The sequence below is a fragment of the Limosilactobacillus pontis DSM 8475 genome (genome assembly GCF_001435345.1).
Taxonomy (GTDB): domain Bacteria; phylum Bacillota; class Bacilli; order Lactobacillales; family Lactobacillaceae; genus Limosilactobacillus; species Limosilactobacillus pontis.
On record NZ_AZGO01000065.1, the window covers coordinates 77550 to 95217 of the forward strand.

Below are 17668 nucleotides of genomic sequence, written 5' to 3' on the forward strand. Positions count from 1 at the left end.
AATATGAATGAAGAACAAGCTAAACGCTATCGTCAGGCCACAACACTAATGAAGCAGGAGAAATGGGGGCGTGCTGCCGATATCCTGGATGACCTGGTCGAGGAAACCGCGGATCCCGTGGCCACCCGTCAATTGGTTCGTGCCCTCGCCGCAGACCACCAGTATGTCCAGGCTTTAAGCAACGTTTTAGAGGATCCCAACTTGTTTGGTACGGACAAGGAAAGTGCCGAACTGGTGGTGCGTTTGATGGTGCAGAACCAGCGTTTCATGTTGGCCCGACTCTTCATCGCTAATGGATCAGCAGAATGGCGGAACCCCCTGCTGATGATTGCCAAAGACGGCGAGCGGGCTGCTCAGGTGAAGTACCGCCAGACCATCCAGCAACGACTGAAAGAATTTTACCATCTCGGTGATGGCACCCTGCTGGAGCAGCGTCAACGCCTGATGGATGCCTATGACCTCCCACTGACCAGCTTTCTGTTGGGGACCCGCTTCGTTCTCCGGGATCCCTTTGTCAACTATTTGATCAAGGCCGACATCATCGAAAGCCTGCGTCGAATCGGGGTTGATACCCAGTTGAGTTACCTTTGGATTGATAATAACGAGTACCAGGCAAACCCCGCCACGTTGCCCGACCAGGAGGCGGAGCCAGCAGTCAAGGCAGTGCGGTCGATGATTGCTAAGCGTCTGGCTGATTCGGACGCGATTCGCTACCAGATGGCGAGCCAGCAACTGGATCTGCAATTGATATTTCTTTATCCGCGGGCAGGGGAAGTGATTGCTGATCCTAACGAGTGGGCGACTGTCCTGCTGGCGGCCCTTGATGGTCAGCAATTGGGGGATGCGACCCCAACGCAAAGTTGGCAGCGGCGCCTGATGAGCTTGATTTCAACCCTAGCCCAAAACGATAAATAAAGTTTTTCTAATTTAGGCGAAAAACATCGGCAAATTTATTTACAAACCGGAGGATAGTTGATATTATATTTAAGAATTCTTCTTCAAGCCTTTGATATAAAGCTTTCAATTGGCGAAAAGAAGTAGTACAATATTCCCAAGGGTGTGTCAGTTGTTTTTCTGAAATAACTGACATTATACTTGTAAATTAATAGGAGGTTCTCATTAATGGCTGAAAAAGAACATTATGAACGTACAAAGCCCCATGTAAACATTGGTACTATTGGCCACGTTGACCATGGGAAGACTACTTTAACTGCTGCTATCACCAAGGTACTGGCAGCCAAGGGTCTGGCAAAGGCAGAAGATTACGCTGATATCGATGCTGCTCCAGAAGAAAAGGAACGTGGTATCACTATCAACACTGCCCACGTTGAATACGAAACTGAAAAGCGTCACTACGCACACATCGATGCGCCAGGTCACGCCGACTACGTTAAGAACATGATCACTGGTGCTGCACAAATGGATGGTGCTATCCTGGTTGTTGCCGCTACCGATGGCCCTATGCCACAAACTCGTGAGCACATTCTTCTTGCCCGTCAAGTTGGTGTTCAATACATCGTTGTATTCCTTAACAAGACCGACTTGGTTGACGATGACGAACTGGTTGACTTGGTTGAAATGGAAGTTCGTGACCTTCTTAACGAATACGATTTCCCTGGTGACGATGTTCCAGTTATCCGTGGTTCCGCTCTGAAGGCCCTTGAAGGTGACCCAGAACAAGAAAAGGTTATCCTTCACCTGATGGACGTTATCGATGACTACATCCCAACTCCAAAGCGTCCTACTGACAAGCCATTCATGATGCCTGTCGAAGACGTCTTCACCATTACTGGTCGTGGTACTGTTGCTTCTGGTCGTATCGACCGTGGTACTGTTAAGATCGGTGACGAAGTTGAAATCGTTGGTTTGACTGAAGATGTTCTGAAGTCAACTGTTACCGGTCTGGAAATGTTCCACAAGACTCTTGATCTTGGTGAAGCCGGGGACAACGTTGGTGTCCTTCTTCGTGGTATTTCACACGATCAAGTACAACGTGGTCAAGTTCTTGCAGAACCAGGTTCGATCCAAACTCACAAGAACTTCAAGGGTGAAGTTTATGTTATGACCAAGGAAGAAGGGGGCCGTCACACGCCATTCTTCTCCAACTACCGTCCACAATTCTACTTCCACACCACTGATGTTACTGGTACGATTGAACTGCCAGATGGTGTAGAAATGGTTATGCCTGGTGATAACGTAACGTTCACTGTTAACCTGCAAAAGCCAGTTGCCCTTGAAAAGGGTCTGAAGTTCACCATCCGTGAAGGTGGACACACTGTTGGTGCCGGTGTGGTATCAGAAGTGCTGGACTAATTTTCAATTAGGCTTTCGCAAAAGGAATTCGGCTTGCCGGATTCCTTTTTTGCTTTAAAAAAGCCCGTGATGTCTGGCAATTGGTTGCAATTGCGTGACAGCTACGGTAAACTAGTAAAGTATGTAAAGACCAACCTATTAAATAGGAATGGTCAAATTGATTTGTTATTGGAGGAAATAAAATGTCAGCAAAATGGGAACGCGATAGCGATGCCAGCAAAGGTACATTGACATTTGATATCGATGTAGACACTATTAAGAAGGGGATCGACGAAGCCTTCGTTGAAACCCGGAAGAAGATCACGGTGCCAGGTTTCCGTAAGGGCCGTGTTCCACGCCAAATCTTCAACCAGATGTATGGTGAAGAATCACTCTACCAAGACGCCTTGAACAAGGTTCTGCCAGACGCATACAGCGCTGCAGTTAAGGAAACTAAGATCCAACCTGTTGCTCAACCACAAATTGAAATCAAGAGCATGGAAAAGGGCCAACCTTGGACGTTGACGGCAACTGTTGATGTTATGCCAGAAGTTAAGCTGGGTGACTACAAGGGGATGGAAGTTCCTGAACAAGACACCACGGTTTCCGATGCCGACGTTGACTCTGAATTGGAAAAGAAGCGTCAACAGCAAGCTGAACTGGTTCTCAAGGAAGATAAGCCAGCCGAAAAGGGTGACACGGTTGTTATCGACTACGAAGGTAGTGTCGATGGCAAGAAGTTCGACGGCGGTTCCGCTGACAACTACTCCCTTGAACTGGGCTCCGGTTCATTCATCCCAGGTTTTGAAGACCAGCTAATCGGCCACAACTCCGGTGATGATGTGGACGTTAAGGTTACCTTCCCAGAGGACTACCACGCCAAGAACCTGGCTGGTAAGGATGCCGACTTCAAGGTTAAGATCCACGAAATTAAGGAAAAGCAACTTCCTGAATTGGATGATGACTTTGCCAAGGACGTCGACGAAGACGTTGACACCCTCGACGAACTGAAGGACAAGACCAAGAAGCAGTTGCAAGAAGACAAGGACAACCAAGCCAAGGCAGCCATTGAAGATGCTGCTATTGAAAAGGCCGTTGCCAACGCTGAAATCCAGGCCATCCCACAAGCAATGTTGGATGATGATACTAACCGTCAGATGCAACAATACCTTGCTGGAATGCAACAACAGGGGATCAGCCCACAAATGTACTTCCAGATCACTGGTACCAAGGAAGACGACCTGAAGAAGCAATTCGCCAACGATGCTGAACAACGGGTTAAGACTAACCTGGTTCTGGAAGCCATCGTTGATGATGCTAAGCTGGAAGCTAGCGACGACGAGATCAAGAAGGAAATCGCCGACCTGGCAAAGCAATACGGCATGAAGGAAGACGCCGTTGAAAAGGCACTGTCCAAGGACATGCTTTCTCATGACATCAAGATCAAGAAGGCCGTTGACTTAGTTGCCGATTCAGCAAAGCAGGTTAAGGAAGACGATAAGAAGTCCAATAAGTAATCCTTAGCTTCTGTCACAGCTGAAGTGTCCAATCAATTATGATTGGACACTTTTTGTTTAGCTGGGAACCACTTTGTTCGAAATTACGGACTAATTTTGTTATGATTATTTCAGAACTTTAGAGGAGGTTTCTTAATGTTTGAAGATACCAGTGGAATGGATTCGATTCACTGCTCGTTTTGTGGCAAGTCCCAAAACGAGGTGAAGAAGATCGTTGCCGGTCCGGGTGTGTACATCTGTAACGAATGTGTTGACCTTTGCAAGCAGATCATTGACCAGGAACTGGCCGATGACCAGGCGGACACGGACTTTCGGGTGCCGACCCCGGAAGAAATTGTCAAGGACCTCGATGATTACGTCATCGGGCAAAGCGACGCCAAGAAGACCCTGGCGGTGGCCGTCTACAACCACTATAAGCGGGTTAACGCCATGATGGATGGTGATAACAACGATACCGAACTTCAAAAGAGTAACATTGCGGTGATTGGGCCAACCGGTTCGGGAAAGACCTACCTGGCTCAGTCGCTAGCACGGATTTTGAACGTGCCGTTTGCAATCGCCGACGCCACCACCCTGACCGAGGCCGGCTACGTCGGTGAGGACGTGGAAAATATCATCCTGAAGCTTCTCCAGGCTGCCAACTTTGACGTGGAGCGGGCCGAGAAGGGAATCATCTACATCGACGAAATCGACAAGATCGCTAAGAAGGCGGAGAACGTCTCGATCACCCGGGATGTCTCCGGTGAAGGGGTTCAGCAGGCCCTGCTGAAGATCCTGGAAGGGACCATTGCCAATGTACCACCGCAGGGCGGTCGGAAACACCCGCAGCAGGAATTTATCCAGGTGGATACCAGTAATATTCTCTTTATCGTCGGGGGAGCCTTCGACGGGATCGAGACAATTGTTAAAGAGCGGCTTGGTGAGAAGACGATTGGGTTTGGGACCGACTCCAACGAGGCCAACAACGTTACCGAGAAAAGCATTCTCCAGCACGTCATCCCCGAGGACCTGCTCAAGTTTGGGCTGATCCCCGAGTTTATCGGCCGGTTACCGGTGATGACCGCCCTAGAGAAGCTGGATGAACACGACCTGGTTCGGATCTTGACGGAACCGAAGAACGCCCTGGTTAAGCAGTACCAGGAGTTGATCCGTCTGGACGGCAGTAAGCTTACCTTCACTGAAGGCGCACTGAAGGCGATGGCCCAGCAAGCCATTGCCCGTAACACCGGTGCTCGTGGCCTGCGTTCCATCATTGAAGGGGTTATGCGGGACGTCATGTTTGAACTGCCGAGCCGCGAGGACGTGGCTGAGGTGGTCATCGACAAGCGTTGCGTCACCAACCACAAGGAGCCCCGCTACGTGATGAAGTCAGCCAAGCAGGCAAAGTGAGGGATCTCAGATGGAAGTGCATAACGTTAACCTGACCATCAGTGCAGTAGCTGCTGACCAGTACCCGAAGACCGACTATCCAGAGATTGCCCTAGTGGGGCGCTCCAACGTCGGTAAGTCATCGCTGACTAACGTTCTGATCAACCGGCGAAATTTTGCGCATACGTCCAGTCAGCCGGGGAAGACGCAGACCCTGAATTTCTATGATGTTGAAGACCGGTTCTACTTTGTCGACGTGCCGGGATATGGATACGCCAAGGTCTCCAAGAAGGAGCGCGAGCGGTTTGGCCAAATGATCGAACAGTACCTGACCCAGCGGGAACAATTGTGTGGGGTTATTCAGCTGGTGGATGCCCGCCATGTACCCACGGCTGATGACGTTTCAATGTATGAGTGGCTAGACTTTTACCACATCCCAATCCTGGTGGTGGCGACCAAGTGTGATAAGGTTAAGTCCAACGTTTGGAATCGCCAGGAGAGTCAGATTCGCAAGCGTCTAGGGATGGCTCCCGGGGCACCACTCATTCTTTTCTCGGCAACCACCAAGCATGGCAAGGATCAGGTATGGCAATGGATTGATAAACAGACGGGGATGAACTAAGTGGAGTTTAATGATTACCAAAAGGCAGCGAAGCGTACCCTCTATGGGAACGAACAGGTACTGACCAATTGTGCCCTCGGCCTGGCCGGTGAGGCGGGCCAGGTGGTCGACCTGGTGAAGAATTATACCTTCCGCAGTAAGCAACTGGACCGGCAGGAGCTAATTCACGAGATGGGTGACGTCCTCTGGTACTTATCACAGATTGCGGAATGGGCTGACATTCCCTTTGATGAGGTTGCCAAGGCTAATATTGATGAGCTGAACCGGCGCTACCCAACCGGTTTCAAGAAGTAGTAAAAAATGCGGAAACGACGATGCAGCGCCTGGTGCGCCGTGATATGCTTCAGTCATTTCCGCATTTTTATTATTTTGTCTTTTTGGTGGCATCTTTACCAGCCTTGTCTGGATCTTTTTTATCAGCTGGCTTCTTCTTCAGTGGCTTGGTTCGGGGATCAACGGCGAACTGGTCGAAGAGCTTGTCGAGCTGCTGGCTGCGACGTGTTACGAGTCCCATCTTCATCGCTCCTTTAGTGTTTTACCAAAATGCTAGCATAAACCGGCCGACTTGTCCAAACAGCTGCCAGCACATTCATTGCCTTTTCGGCGGATTTTAATCTATAATATTATGATTAGCAAGTTGATCGGAGGGTTATGATGGCAAGTGAATACCTTGAACATAAGCTAGCGTTGCTACCGGATAAGCCCGGCTGCTACCTGATGAAGAATATCAACGGCCAGATCATCTACGTCGGTAAGGCCAAGAACCTGAAGAACCGGGTCCGTTCCTACTTCAAGAGTAGCCATACCGGGAAAGTGGCCAAGATGGTCTCGGAGGTGGCCGATTTTGAGACGATCATCACCTCCACCAACAAGGAGTCCCTTCTGCTGGAGATCACGTTGATCCAGAAACACCAACCCTATTTCAATATCAAGCTGAAGCGGGGGACGGGCTACCCCTACATCAAGATCACCAACGAACGGGACCCACAGACGATGATCACTGGGAAGATTAAGAAGGACGGGGCCTACTACTTTGGTCCCTACCCGAACGTCTACGCGGCTGAGGAGACCCTCCACTTCATCCAGAAGGTCTACCCCCTGCGCCGCTGTCACGGCTACCAGGGCCGGCCATGCCTTTATTACCACATGGGCCAGTGCCTGGGAGCGTGCTTCAAGCAGGTACCAGGGGAGGAGTACGCCCGGCAGATTCACCGCATCAAGTCCTTCTTAAACGGGAACACGGCGGCGGTCAAGCGGCAGTTGACGGCCCGGATGCAGAAGGCTGCGGCAGCTCTGGAGTACGAGCGGGCGGCTGAGATCCGCGACCAGCTCCACTACATTGAGGTGACGGTTGAAAAACAGAAGATTATTTCCAATGACAAGACACCGCGGGACCTCTTTAACTTCTACATGGACAAGGGCTGGCTGTCGATCCAAGTTTTCTTCATCCGTCAGGCGCGGTTGATGAAGCGGGAGAAGCGTCTTTTCCCGATTGTCGATACCGCCGTTGAGGAGATGACCAGCTTCATCCTCCAGTTCTACAACCGGCGTAACAACATCCGACCCCGGGAGATCCTCCTGCCGGCGGGCCTGCCCAACCAGGAGATTAGTGAGATCCTGGGTATTCCGGTCCGAACACCGGAACGGGGGGAGAAGCGCGACCTGATGGAGATGGCCGCCGAAAATGCCCGGCTGACCCTCGACGAGAAGTTCCGCCTGCTGGAGATGGACCAGAGTAAGACTACCGGGGCGATGAAGGAGATTACCGACGCCCTGGGGCTACCGGCGGGGCATAAGATCGAGGCCTTTGACCACTCCCACATCCAGGGAGCCGATCCGGTCAGCGCGATGGTTGTTTTTGTTGACGGTGAGCCCGCCAAGAAGCTTTACCGCAAGTACAAGCTCCAGACGGTGATCGACCACGCCGATGAGGCGGCCAGCACCCGGGAGGTCATCCGCCGACGTTATTCGCGCCTGTTGAAGGAAAACAAGCCGATGCCGGATATGATCTTCATGGACGGGGGCGAGATCCAGATGAACGCCGTCAAGGACGTCCTGGAGAACGAGCTTGGCCTGGATATTCCGGTGGTTGGGATGGTCAAAAACGACAAGCACAAGACCGCCGACCTGCTCTTCGGTGATCAGGACCAGCACGTTAACCTTGACCCGCGCAGTCAGGGCTTTTACCTGGTCCAGCGGATTCAAGACGAGGTCCACCGCTTTGCGATTACCTTCCACCGGCGGGTCCACACCCGGCATTCCCTGAGTTCCCGCCTGGACGAGATTAAGGGGGTCGGGCCACGGACCAGGACCAAGCTGCTCAAGCAGTATGGTTCGATCACCAAGATTGCCCAGGCCTCGGTGGATGACATCCACGCCCTGGGGATTAACCGATCGACCGCCCAGCTGATCAAGCTTTCCCTGCAGAAAAATGCGGCGGTCGCCAAGGGAAGCAGTCACAATTGATTTTGACGCCTTACTGATTTTCCAATATACTAATAAGGAATAACGATAGAACGGAGACAAATCGTATGAACACGTTTGTAGATCAGATTAAAATCGAGGTGCACGCTGGCAAGGGTGGCGATGGCATGGTTGCCTTCCGGCGTGAGAAGTATGTTCCAAACGGGGGACCCGCCGGGGGTGATGGCGGCCGTGGTGGCAGCATTATCCTGAAGGTCGACGAGGGCTTGCGGACGTTGATGGACTTTCGCTACCACCGGATCTTCAAGGCGAAGAACGGTGGCAACGGGATGAACAAGCAGATGACCGGGCCCAGTGCCGCCGATACGGTGATTGCGGTACCCCAGGGAACAACGGTTCGTGACCTCGATACTGGGGAGATTATCGGTGACCTGGTAGAGAAGGGCCAGGAACTGGTCGTTGCTCGTGGTGGTCGTGGTGGTCGTGGCAACATTCACTTTGCTAGTGCCAAAAATCCGGCACCCGAGATTGCCGAAAACGGTGAGCCTGGTGAGGACCACTACCTGGAGCTCGAATTGAAGATGCTGGCTGACGTCGGCCTGATCGGCTTCCCGTCGGTTGGGAAGTCGACGCTCTTGTCAGTAGTGACGGGGGCCAAGCCAAAGATCGCGGCCTATGAGTTCACCACCCTGGTACCCAACTTGGGGATGGTGATGCTGCCAGACGGTCGTGACTTTGCCATGGCTGATATGCCCGGCCTGATTGAGGGGGCCGCCAAGGGGGTCGGTCTCGGCCTGAAGTTTCTTCGTCACATCGAGCGGACCCGGGTCCTCCTTCACCTAGTTGATATGAGCAGTGAGGATCCCGAGCAGGCTATCCAGCGCTACCGGCAGATCAACCATGAATTGGCTAACTACGATCCGGAGCTCCTCAAGCGGCCGCAGATCGTGGTGGCCACCAAGATGGACATGCCCAATGCCAACGATAACTTAGAACACTTCAAGCGGGAACTGGCCGCCGACGACACCCTTGAGCAGACACCACGGGTCTTCCCAATCTCGGCGGTAACCCACCAGGGGGTCCAACAGCTGATGCAACTGACGGCCGACCTGCTCGATAAGACACCGGCTTTCGACAGTGAGAGTCACGACGAGCAGCTGGTTGCCGAGTACAAGGCGGCCGCACCGGACAAGGAAACGGCTGACTTCACCATCAGCCGGGATGAGGACGGTACTTGGGTTCTCGGGGGAGCCAAGCTACTGCGACTCTTTGATATGACCGACCTGACCCATGAGCAGAGTCAGCTTCGTTTTGCCCGTCAGCTACGGACGATGGGTATTGACGATGCCTTGCGGGCCAAGGGAATCAAGGATGGCGACCTGGTTCGAATCAAGAAGTTCGTCTTTGAATTCGTACAATAAAGTTTTTTAGAAGGTAGGAAATAAAACCATGCAACTTGAATTTTTAGGAACGGGTGCCGGCTCACCAAGCAAGCAGCGTAACGTCACCAGTGTGGCCCTGCGCCTGCTGGAGGAGCGCAACGCCATCTGGCTGTTTGATGTTGGGGAGGCTACCCAGCACCAGATTCTCTATACAACCATTCGGCCACGTAAGATTGAGAAAATCTTCATTACGCACCTCCATGGTGACCACATCTTTGGTCTCCCTGGTCTGCTTAGCTCCCGGTCGTTTCAAGGTGGAAATGAACCGCTAACCATCTACGGTCCAGTGGGAATCAAGCGCTTCGTTCAGACGGCCCTCCAGGTCAGTGAGTCCCGGCTCAGTTACCCCCTGCACTTTGTGGAGATCGACCACGAGGGGGAGATCTTTCGTGACCAGGGTTTCACGGTCTACGCCAAGAAGCTGGATCATAAGATTACCTGCTACGGTTACCGGATCGTCGAACACGATCATCCCGGGGAGCTGCAGGTTGATAAGCTACGGGCAATGAACGTGCCATCCGGGCCGGTCTACGGACAATTAAAGGCCGGGAAGACGGTCAAACTTGCCGACGGTCGGACCCTCAACGGTCAGGACTTCATTGGTCCGTCCCAGCCTGGCCGGATCGTTGCCATCCTGGGTGATACCCGGCAGACGAAGAACGCGGTCTGGCTAGCGCGCGATGCCAATGTTCTCGTTCACGAGAGTACCTTTGGCAAGGACGAGGCTAAGTTGGCCCACAACTATTACCATTCGACTAGTAAGCAGGCGGCTGAGGTGGCCAAGAAAGCGGGGGCCAAGCGGCTCTTCTTGACCCATATCTCGGCCCGCTATGCCGGCAAGGCGGCCTACCAGCTGGCCTACCAGGTGCGTAACTACTTTCCGGCAACCCGGGTGGTCAATGACCTGGACGTCTTCGATATTCCGTTTAACAAGCAAGGGGAAAGGAATGGTGAGTGATGTTAGGACGCGTTAAAGCATTGCGATTCTTGAGAAATGAGGTCGTGCTGATCACCGGCGGCTCCAGTGGAATCGGTAAGGCCCTGGCCTTTGAGGCGGCCCGCCGCGGTGCCATCGTCGTGGTGGTTGCCCGCAACCAGGAGAAGTTGGCGGCGGTGGCCAAGAAGTGTCTAATCCTATCCGGCCGGCCAGCCTTTGCATATGCCTTAGACGTGACCTCACCGGATGCCATTGACCGGGTATTGGACAAGGTTCAACACGAGGTTGGGGCCATTGATGTGTTGATTAACTCGGCGGGGCTGGGCGAATTTACCGCCGCCGCCCACGAGAAGTACTCTACGATGGCTGAGATGGTGCACGTCAACCTCCTGGCCCTGATGTACATCAGTCGATGCGTGGCTAAGCAGATGATGAACCAGGGCTACGGGGCAATCATCAACATTTCCTCCCTGGCTGGCAAGATCCCAACCCCGAACAGCGCGGTTTATTCGGCAACCAAGGCCGGGGTGATTCAGTTTGACAATGTTCTCCGGATGGAGGTTGCCGACTACGGGGTCCAGGTTTTGACGGTCAATCCAGGACCGATCACGACCCCGTTCTTCAAGAAGGCCGATCAGACCGGTGACTACCAGGCCCACTTGCCGCAGTGGATGTTCATCGAGCCGGATGACCTGGCCACGCGGATCTGGGACAATGTCGGTCACAAGACCCGAGAAATCAACGTACCGGCCTACGTGGCCTACCTTGGCTGGGCCTACCAGGTCTTTCCGGGGCTCGGTGACTGGGCCATCAAGAAGTTCTTTGATTTTCAGCAGGACAAGAAGAACCTGTAAGTGTTTATTATCAATGTAGAGAAGTGGAGGGTTGTTATCGCAACTGGTACAGCCCTTCCTTATTGCTAGTCAAGAAGGTTAAGGGTGAAAACATGGTTAAGACACGGTTCAAATGGAAATTTGCAGATGCGGCTGATCCGGTAGTTATCAAGGAACTGGCGGCGGGCGCCCAAGTCAGCCCAGTGGTGGCCGACCTGCTTGCTAAGCGCGGTTATAAGACTACCGATGCCGTGCAGTCCTTTCTCAAGGCCGATCCGCAGACGATCCACGACCCCCACCAGTTGCACGACATGGACAAGGCGGTGGACCGAATCCAGGAGGCCATCGAGCGAGGTGAGCAGATCACCATTTATGGGGATTACGATGCCGACGGGATCACCAGCACTGCCGTCATGTATGAGACCCTCCAGGCGGTGGGGGCCAAGGTTAACTATTACATTCCAAACCGGTTCAAGGATGGCTACGGGCCCAATGCGGCGGCCTACCAACGGTTGATTGACCAGGGGACCCAGCTGTTTGTTACCGTTGATAACGGGGTCAGCGGTAAAGACGTGATCGATCCCGTGATGGCCCAGGGGGTTGACGTGGTGATCACCGACCACCATGAGCTACCGGAGGACCTGCCCAACGCGGTGGCGACCGTCCACCCGCAATATCCGGGCAGTGACTATCCCTTCGCCGGCTTATCTGGGGTCGGGGTAGTCTTCAAGGTGGCCTGGGCATTGACTGACGAATTTCCAGCGGAGCTCCTCGACCTGGTAGCGATCGGTGAAATTGCCGACGTGGTTAGTGTTGCCGATGAGAATCGGGCCCTGATCACGATGGGGCTTCAGGAGCTTCGTCAGGGGTTACGGCCGGGCCTGCACGCCCTGGTTGAGGCGGCGGGGTTGAATGAATCGCACCTGACCGACCAGGACATCGGTTTTGGGATTGCTCCGCGGCTCAACGCCCTCGGGCGGGTAGCTGATGCCAGTTTGGGGGTCCAGCTCCTGACCACCCTTGATGAGGAAGAAGGGCAACGGTTGGCCGCCCAGGTTGAGGCGGCTAACCAGCAGCGCCGCCAGCTCGTTGACCAAGTTATGGTGGCGGCCAGCACGCAGGCCCGGGCAGCCGAAAATAAGGATCAACCGGTTCTCGTCCTGCTGGGGCACGATTGGCACCAGGGCATTCTGGGGATCGTTGCCAGCCGGATTCGCGAGCAGACTGGCAAACCAACGATCGTTGCCAGCACCACGGGGGATGGTCAGGTGGCTAAGGCTTCGGGGCGCAGTGACGACCGCTTTAACCTCTTCACCGCCCTGGATGCTCACCGCGACCTGATGACGGCTTTTGGGGGGCACCCGGCCGCCTGTGGGCTCTCCTTTGCGGTTGACCGTCTGGATGACCTGCGTAGTACCCTGCGCGATGAGGCGGCCAAGCAGGACTTCGACTGGCAACAGCCCGCCCCGTTATTCCTGGCCGGGCAATTGAAATCCCAGGAGGTTAGTACCCAACTCTTCGATGAACTGCAGAAGTTAGCCCCCTTTGGCCCCGATAATGAAGAGCCGGTCTTTGAGCTTCATGACGTTCACCCAACTAAGGTAAGGACAATGGGTAAGGATAACAGTCACCTGAAGTTCATGCTACCGGGAAAGCAGGCCGATGTGGCGGTAGTGGCCTTTGGCTGGGGGGACGCTGCTCAGCTGTTTGCAGCCCAGGGCGGTCAGATTGATATTGCCGCTAAGGTGGCCATCAACGAGTGGCATGGTCAACGGCAAGTTCAGCTGATGCTGGTTGATGTTCGCGTGCACGGCACAATGATCCTGGACGAACGGACAGCCCACCTGCGCCCCGACCACTTCCAGTCCGCCGGCGAGTACGTCGTCTATGATGAACGTTTACGGGAGAACGTGGCGCCGCACGTCGGGGTCACGCACACCCTGAGCCCGACGGCAGCCCGGCAACTGGACCTGGCTGGTAAGACGGTGACCCTGGTGGATTTGCCAGACAGCCTGACGAGCTTTAAGCAACTGTTTGATAACGACAGTGGGGCTCCGGCGGTTGTCCGTCTCCTGTTGGCTAGCCGACACAGCGCTTACTTGTCCGGTTTGCCGACCCGGTCTGATTTCGCCCAGGTTTTCAAGTTCCTGAAGCGGTATTCGCAGTTACAGTGGCCCGGGCAACGATTGGCGATGAGTAAATACCTAAAAATGAATGAAGAACGATTAAATTTCGTAATTCAAGTGTTTTCTGAGGCGGGATTTGTTACAATTAGACATGGTGTTTTAAATCTGCAGCCGACGAGTGGTAAGACGGATATAAAACAGACGACACGGTATCAACAACAACTGGCCCGTTATCAGGCGGAGAAAACGTTGCTATACGAAGATGCGGCAACCGTTACCCAGTGGATACTACAGTGCCTTAAGATGAATTAAAGGAGACAATTTTTGTATGACTTTAGACCTCTATAAATACGTTGCTAGTATTCCAGACTACCCTGAAAAGGGGATCATCTTCCGGGATATCTTGCCACTGATGGCCGATGGTGAAGCGTACAAGCAGGCAACGGATGAATTATCTGACTATGCAAAGGATAAGCAGGTTGACATGGTAGTTGGTCCCGAGGCCCGGGGCTTCATCGTGGGTTGCCCGATTGCCCGTGAACTGGGGGTTGGGTTTGCTCCGGCCCGTAAGAAAGGGAAGCTGCCACGTAAGGCGATCAGCGCCAGCTACAACCTTGAGTATGGTACTGCTACCCTGCAGATGGAGGCTGATTCGATCAAGCCGGGTCAGCGGGTGCTGGTGGTTGATGACCTACTGGCGACCGGTGGTACCATTTCGGCCACGATTGAGATGGTTGAAAAGATGGGTGGTATTGTTGTTGGCTGTGCCTTTTTGATTGAGTTGAAGGACCTCCACGGCCGTGAGAAGATCAAGGACTATGATATGAAGGCCTTGATGGAGTTTTAACATGAAGAGACTGGGCATGCTCAGTCTCTTTACTGTATCTGGGCATTAGCCGTAACGGATATCGTTAGGATCCTAATGCCAAACGGTAATGACAACATAAAGAGGTATCGAGATATGATCTTTTTAGTTATTTTTGGTGCGCTGATGTTGATTCTGGGGGGCTTCTACCTAGCAAATTCATGGCAACAGTATCGTGAATGGAAGGGTGGGACGATCATTGTGGTCCTGAGTCTGGCGGCCGTAATCTACGGGACCATCAACCTACCATATTTTCACCGCAGTCAGCAGCGTAGCAGTGAACAGGCCAGTTCCTCCTCGCGGGTCATGCGAGCCGGGCAGGGCAGCAGCTCGTTTTCCAATAAGCTGGGCAGCATCAATCAGCAGAATAACCAGGCTGACACCGAGACCAAGGAGATGGCGGTCCTGCGTCAGTTGCAGAAGGGCTATGCTAAACTGGGGACGGTCTCCTTTGATGAGGATTCTAAGACCTTCAACATTAAGCCAACCGATGACAACACGGTTAAGGCACTGCAGGCCTTGGTTCAAGATCCAAGTCAGGCTGGACAAATGGGGTGGTCAAATCTGACTAAGTCGATCAAGAGCAACTCCAAGCAGGTCGACAACGTTTTGACTGATCAGTACTCAATGAGCATCGTTAATCCAGATAATACCAAGCAGGCCCTCTATACGGCTAAAAATGGCAAGACCACGTATGATATTGCTAACCAGGATAACTAGGTTAGTCCTTCAACTGTTGCACTTTACGCAGGAGAGAAAACTTGCTATAATGTAATAGTTGAATTTTGGAGAGTTGGCAGAGTGGTAATGCACCGGACTCGAAATCCGGCGAACCCGTGTTGAGCGGGCGCGCAGGTTCAAATCCTGTACTCTCCTTTTTCTAAGAATTGTGAAGAATCATAAAAGACGCAAACCCTTTAATATCAAGGGCTTGCGTCTTTTATGAATCATGAGAAAACACCATGAATAATACAACTGCCACACAATCGCCACACATTTACGAAAAAAGCTACCGTTTTGTGTGGCAACTTTGGGTTCGTGTGGCAAATCCGGTCTCATCCTTAGAGCTACAGGGACTTCAGTGCATCGACAATTTGTTCGTCCGTCTTGTTCTTGTACTCGTCAATCAGGGAAGCATAGGTGTTCGAGGCGGTAGACAAATTAGAGTCATTGATATCTGATTCCGCAAAATATTTAAACAACTGGAAATGAACACAACAGGTCCGACAGTAAAACCACCATTCCCAGTGTAAAGTGTGTTAAGATATTAACGTAAGATACGTGGTTGCCCCTTTATCAACATGCGTTGACAATGAGCGACCTTTTTATTTGGAGGCATCACTAGTGGCACATAAATTCTACGCGGTGAAGAAGGGTTATCGACCGGGAATCTACAGCTCCTGGCCGGAATGCCAGAGCCAGGTTAGTGGTTTCACCGGGGCAGTTTACAAAGGCTTTCCCGACTATCGCTCGGCATCTGCCTGGCTGAAGGGGACAGATCGTCGGTCGTCGGAGCACCAACAGTTGAGCCTTTCGCTAGGCGCCAGCACTCCGCCCACTGCGCCAACCATCCGTCTCTACACGGATGGTGGCTCACGGAATCATGGTAACAAGCGCGGCCAGCACGTTAAGGACAATGACAAGGCGGCCTGGGCATACCTGATCGAGTGTCGCCAACAACAGATCACGGGAACTGGCGGGGAGTTTGGTGCGACCAACAACAAAATGGAGGTGACCGCCCTAATCCGCGCCCTGGAATATTTGATTGACCATCAGCTAAATGATGAGCCAATCGTAGCGACTCTGGATTCGCATTATGTCCTGGACCCGATCACCAAGGGCTGGCTCTACGGCTGGCGTCGGCGTGACTGGGTTACCGCTAGTGGGAAACCGGTTGCCAACCAGGAGCTGTGGGCGACTGTCCTCCGCCTGCTACCGCATTTCGCCAAGCTTCACTTTGCCTGGACGAAGGGGCACGCCACCAACCAGGGTAACAACACGGTCGACGAATTGCTGAATAAGACGATGGATCGAATGGAAAGGGATTGAGTGAGTAGGATGAAAATCGGAATTGACAAGATGGCCTTTGCCAGTACGGACCAGTACATTGACTTAACTGAGCTGGCTGAAAAACGTGGCGTCGACCCCAATAAGTACACCATCGGGATCGGTCAGGATCGTCAGGCCGTGGTTCCGCCAACCCAGGACATTGTGACATTGGGGGCACGGGCCGCACAGAAGCTGTTGACCCCTGAGATTGCGCGCCAACTGTCGACGGTCATCGTGGCTACCGAATCAGGGATCGATAATTCCAAGGCCAGTGCCATCTACATCAAGCACCTGTTGGGGCTCGATGACTATGTGCGGACCGTTGAGCTTAAGGAAGCCTGTTACTCCGGAACCGCGGCCGTGCAGTTTGCCCGCGGCCTGGTAGCTCTCAACCCGCAGGAGTCCGTCCTGGTGATTGCGGCAGACATTGCCCGCTACGGTCTTAACACTCCCGGCGAAGTGACCCAGGGGGCGGGAGCGGTCGCCATGCTGATCAGTGCTAACCCACACGTCCTGGCGATCGAGCCGACGAGTGTTGCTTATAGTCGTGACGTCATGGACTTCTGGCGGCCGCTCTACGCTACTGAGGCCCTGGTCGATGGTAAATACTCCACCAACGCCTACATCGACTTCTTCAAGAACACCCTGGCCCGCTATCAGCAACGAACCGGGCGCCGATTAGCGGACTTTGCTGGAATCGCCTTTCACCTGCCATTTACCAAGATGGGGAAGAAGGCCCTGGAGGCGGTGCTGCAGGGCCGTAACGATGAGGTCGCTAACCGCCTTCGCGCCCAGCTGACGGCCAGTCAGACTTACAGTCGGCAGGTCGGTAACCTCTACACGGGTTCGCTCTACCTTAGCCTGATGTCCCTCTTGCAAAACGGCCAAGTCACACCCGGCGATCGCTTAGGGCTCTTCTCCTATGGTTCCGGTGCGGAAGGGGAGTTCTACAGTGGTATTGTCCAGCCGGGCTTTGCCAACTACCTCAGTGACGTTGCGCACGACCTGGCCGGGCGCCGCCAGGTCACGGTGGCCGAGTACGAGCAGTTGTTTAACGGTCAGCTGGGGATGCGAGAGGATGACGTCCAATTCGATACCCAAGCTGATGGGGCCCCGTTTGTCCTGGCCGGACAGAAGGACCACCAACGAATCTACCAACGTCAATAGAAAAAACAACCATCCCCGTGGTTTGA

General features: G+C 53.3%; 16 protein-coding genes and 1 tRNA gene. 16 read left to right on the top strand and 1 reads right to left on the bottom strand.

All coding sequences use genetic code 11. The features are described from left to right. The 6 genes from FD34_RS07310 to FD34_RS07335 all read left to right on the top strand — a co-directional run. The coding region (locus FD34_RS07310; protein ID WP_235806013.1) for a hypothetical protein at positions 1–915 on the top strand (915 nt) is incomplete at its 5' end. Between the two features lie 207 nt (positions 916–1122). Next, a complete protein-coding gene (gene tuf / locus FD34_RS07315; RefSeq protein WP_057808178.1) occupies positions 1123–2313 on the top strand; it encodes an elongation factor Tu in 1191 nt (396 codons plus the stop codon). A gap of 182 nt (positions 2314–2495) precedes the next feature. Next, positions 2496–3809 carry a trigger factor gene (tig, locus tag FD34_RS07320; RefSeq protein WP_057808179.1) on the top strand — a complete coding sequence of 438 codons (1314 nt, stop codon included), beginning with the start codon at positions 2496–2498 and terminating at the stop codon, positions 3807–3809. Between the two features lie 135 nt (positions 3810–3944). Continuing rightward, positions 3945–5198, top strand: a complete 1254-nt coding sequence (gene clpX, locus FD34_RS07325; RefSeq protein WP_057808180.1) for an ATP-dependent Clp protease ATP-binding subunit ClpX — start codon at positions 3945–3947, stop codon at positions 5196–5198. A 10-nt stretch (positions 5199–5208) separates the two neighbouring features. Further along, positions 5209–5799: a ribosome biogenesis GTP-binding protein YihA/YsxC gene (gene yihA / locus FD34_RS07330; protein ID WP_057808181.1), complete on the top strand. Its 591-nt coding sequence runs from the start codon at positions 5209–5211 to the stop codon at positions 5797–5799. Then, the gene (locus FD34_RS07335) at positions 5800–6093 is read left to right on the top strand and encodes a nucleoside triphosphate pyrophosphohydrolase family protein (protein WP_057808182.1); all 294 of its coding nucleotides are present in this window, start codon (positions 5800–5802) and stop codon (positions 6091–6093) included. Positions 6094–6163: 70 nt separating this feature from the next. On the opposite strand, the gene FD34_RS08635 is transcribed toward FD34_RS07335, so the two are convergent. Further along, positions 6164–6313, bottom strand: a complete 150-nt coding sequence (locus tag FD34_RS08635) for an SPJ_0845 family protein (protein WP_169788924.1) — start codon at positions 6311–6313, stop codon at positions 6164–6166. A 140-nt stretch (positions 6314–6453) separates the two neighbouring features. Here FD34_RS08635 and uvrC point away from each other — a divergent pair, with 140 nt between their 5' ends. The 10 genes from uvrC to FD34_RS07385 all read left to right on the top strand — a co-directional run bounded on the left by uvrC (position 6454) and on the right by FD34_RS07385 (position 17642). Continuing rightward, entirely contained in the window at positions 6454–8265 is a 1812-nt protein-coding gene (gene uvrC / locus FD34_RS07340) for an excinuclease ABC subunit UvrC (RefSeq protein ID WP_057808183.1), read from the top strand. Between the two features lie 65 nt (positions 8266–8330). Beyond that, positions 8331–9644, top strand: coding sequence for a GTPase ObgE (gene obgE, locus FD34_RS07345; protein ID WP_057808184.1), 1314 nt, complete (start codon positions 8331–8333; stop codon positions 9642–9644). 28 nt (positions 9645–9672) lie between these two features. After that, positions 9673–10623 (top strand): ribonuclease Z, encoded by a 951-nt coding sequence (gene rnz, locus FD34_RS07350; RefSeq protein WP_057808185.1) that lies wholly within the window; start codon positions 9673–9675, stop codon positions 10621–10623. Then, positions 10623–11456 carry an SDR family NAD(P)-dependent oxidoreductase gene (locus tag FD34_RS07355; protein ID WP_057808186.1) on the top strand — a complete coding sequence of 278 codons (834 nt, stop codon included), beginning with the start codon at positions 10623–10625 and terminating at the stop codon, positions 11454–11456. Before rnz ends, FD34_RS07355 begins: the two co-directional genes overlap by 1 nt. Before the next feature lie 62 nt (positions 11457–11518). Further along, entirely contained in the window at positions 11519–13873 is a 2355-nt protein-coding gene (recJ, locus tag FD34_RS07360; RefSeq protein ID WP_235806014.1) for a single-stranded-DNA-specific exonuclease RecJ, read from the top strand. Between the two features lie 16 nt (positions 13874–13889). After that, positions 13890–14408 (top strand): adenine phosphoribosyltransferase, encoded by a 519-nt coding sequence (locus tag FD34_RS07365; protein ID WP_057808187.1) that lies wholly within the window; start codon positions 13890–13892, stop codon positions 14406–14408. A gap of 114 nt (positions 14409–14522) precedes the next feature. Next, entirely contained in the window at positions 14523–15146 is a 624-nt protein-coding gene (locus FD34_RS07370) for a hypothetical protein (protein WP_057808188.1), read from the top strand. 67 nt (positions 15147–15213) lie between these two features. Then, positions 15214–15302, top strand: a tRNA-Ser gene (locus tag FD34_RS07375). A gap of 468 nt (positions 15303–15770) precedes the next feature. Then, positions 15771–16475 (top strand): ribonuclease H family protein, encoded by a 705-nt coding sequence (locus FD34_RS07380; protein WP_057808189.1) that lies wholly within the window; start codon positions 15771–15773, stop codon positions 16473–16475. A 9-nt stretch (positions 16476–16484) separates the two neighbouring features. Beyond that, positions 16485–17642 (top strand): hydroxymethylglutaryl-CoA synthase, encoded by a 1158-nt coding sequence (locus tag FD34_RS07385; RefSeq protein WP_057808190.1) that lies wholly within the window; start codon positions 16485–16487, stop codon positions 17640–17642. Positions 17643–17668 lie beyond the last annotated feature (26 nt).

What these genes read in the sequence shown, in the direction of transcription:
- tuf (WP_057808178.1), top strand. Translation starts at nt 1,123, where the DNA reads ATGGCTGAAAAAGAACATTATGAACGTACAAAGCCCCATGTAAACATT.
- tig (WP_057808179.1), top strand. Translation starts at nt 2,496, where the DNA reads ATGTCAGCAAAATGGGAACGCGATAGCGATGCCAGCAAAGGTACATTG.
- clpX (WP_057808180.1), top strand. Translation starts at nt 3,945, where the DNA reads ATGTTTGAAGATACCAGTGGAATGGATTCGATTCACTGCTCGTTTTGT.
- yihA (WP_057808181.1), top strand. Translation starts at nt 5,209, where the DNA reads ATGGAAGTGCATAACGTTAACCTGACCATCAGTGCAGTAGCTGCTGAC.
- FD34_RS08635 (WP_169788924.1), bottom strand. Translation starts at nt 6,313, where the DNA reads ATGGGACTCGTAACACGTCGCAGCCAGCAGCTCGACAAGCTCTTCGAC.
- uvrC (WP_057808183.1), top strand. Translation starts at nt 6,454, where the DNA reads ATGGCAAGTGAATACCTTGAACATAAGCTAGCGTTGCTACCGGATAAG.
- obgE (WP_057808184.1), top strand. Translation starts at nt 8,331, where the DNA reads ATGAACACGTTTGTAGATCAGATTAAAATCGAGGTGCACGCTGGCAAG.
- rnz (WP_057808185.1), top strand. Translation starts at nt 9,673, where the DNA reads ATGCAACTTGAATTTTTAGGAACGGGTGCCGGCTCACCAAGCAAGCAG.
- FD34_RS07355 (WP_057808186.1), top strand. Translation starts at nt 10,623, where the DNA reads ATGTTAGGACGCGTTAAAGCATTGCGATTCTTGAGAAATGAGGTCGTG.
- FD34_RS07365 (WP_057808187.1), top strand. Translation starts at nt 13,890, where the DNA reads ATGACTTTAGACCTCTATAAATACGTTGCTAGTATTCCAGACTACCCT.
- FD34_RS07370 (WP_057808188.1), top strand. Translation starts at nt 14,523, where the DNA reads ATGATCTTTTTAGTTATTTTTGGTGCGCTGATGTTGATTCTGGGGGGC.
- FD34_RS07385 (WP_057808190.1), top strand. Translation starts at nt 16,485, where the DNA reads ATGAAAATCGGAATTGACAAGATGGCCTTTGCCAGTACGGACCAGTAC.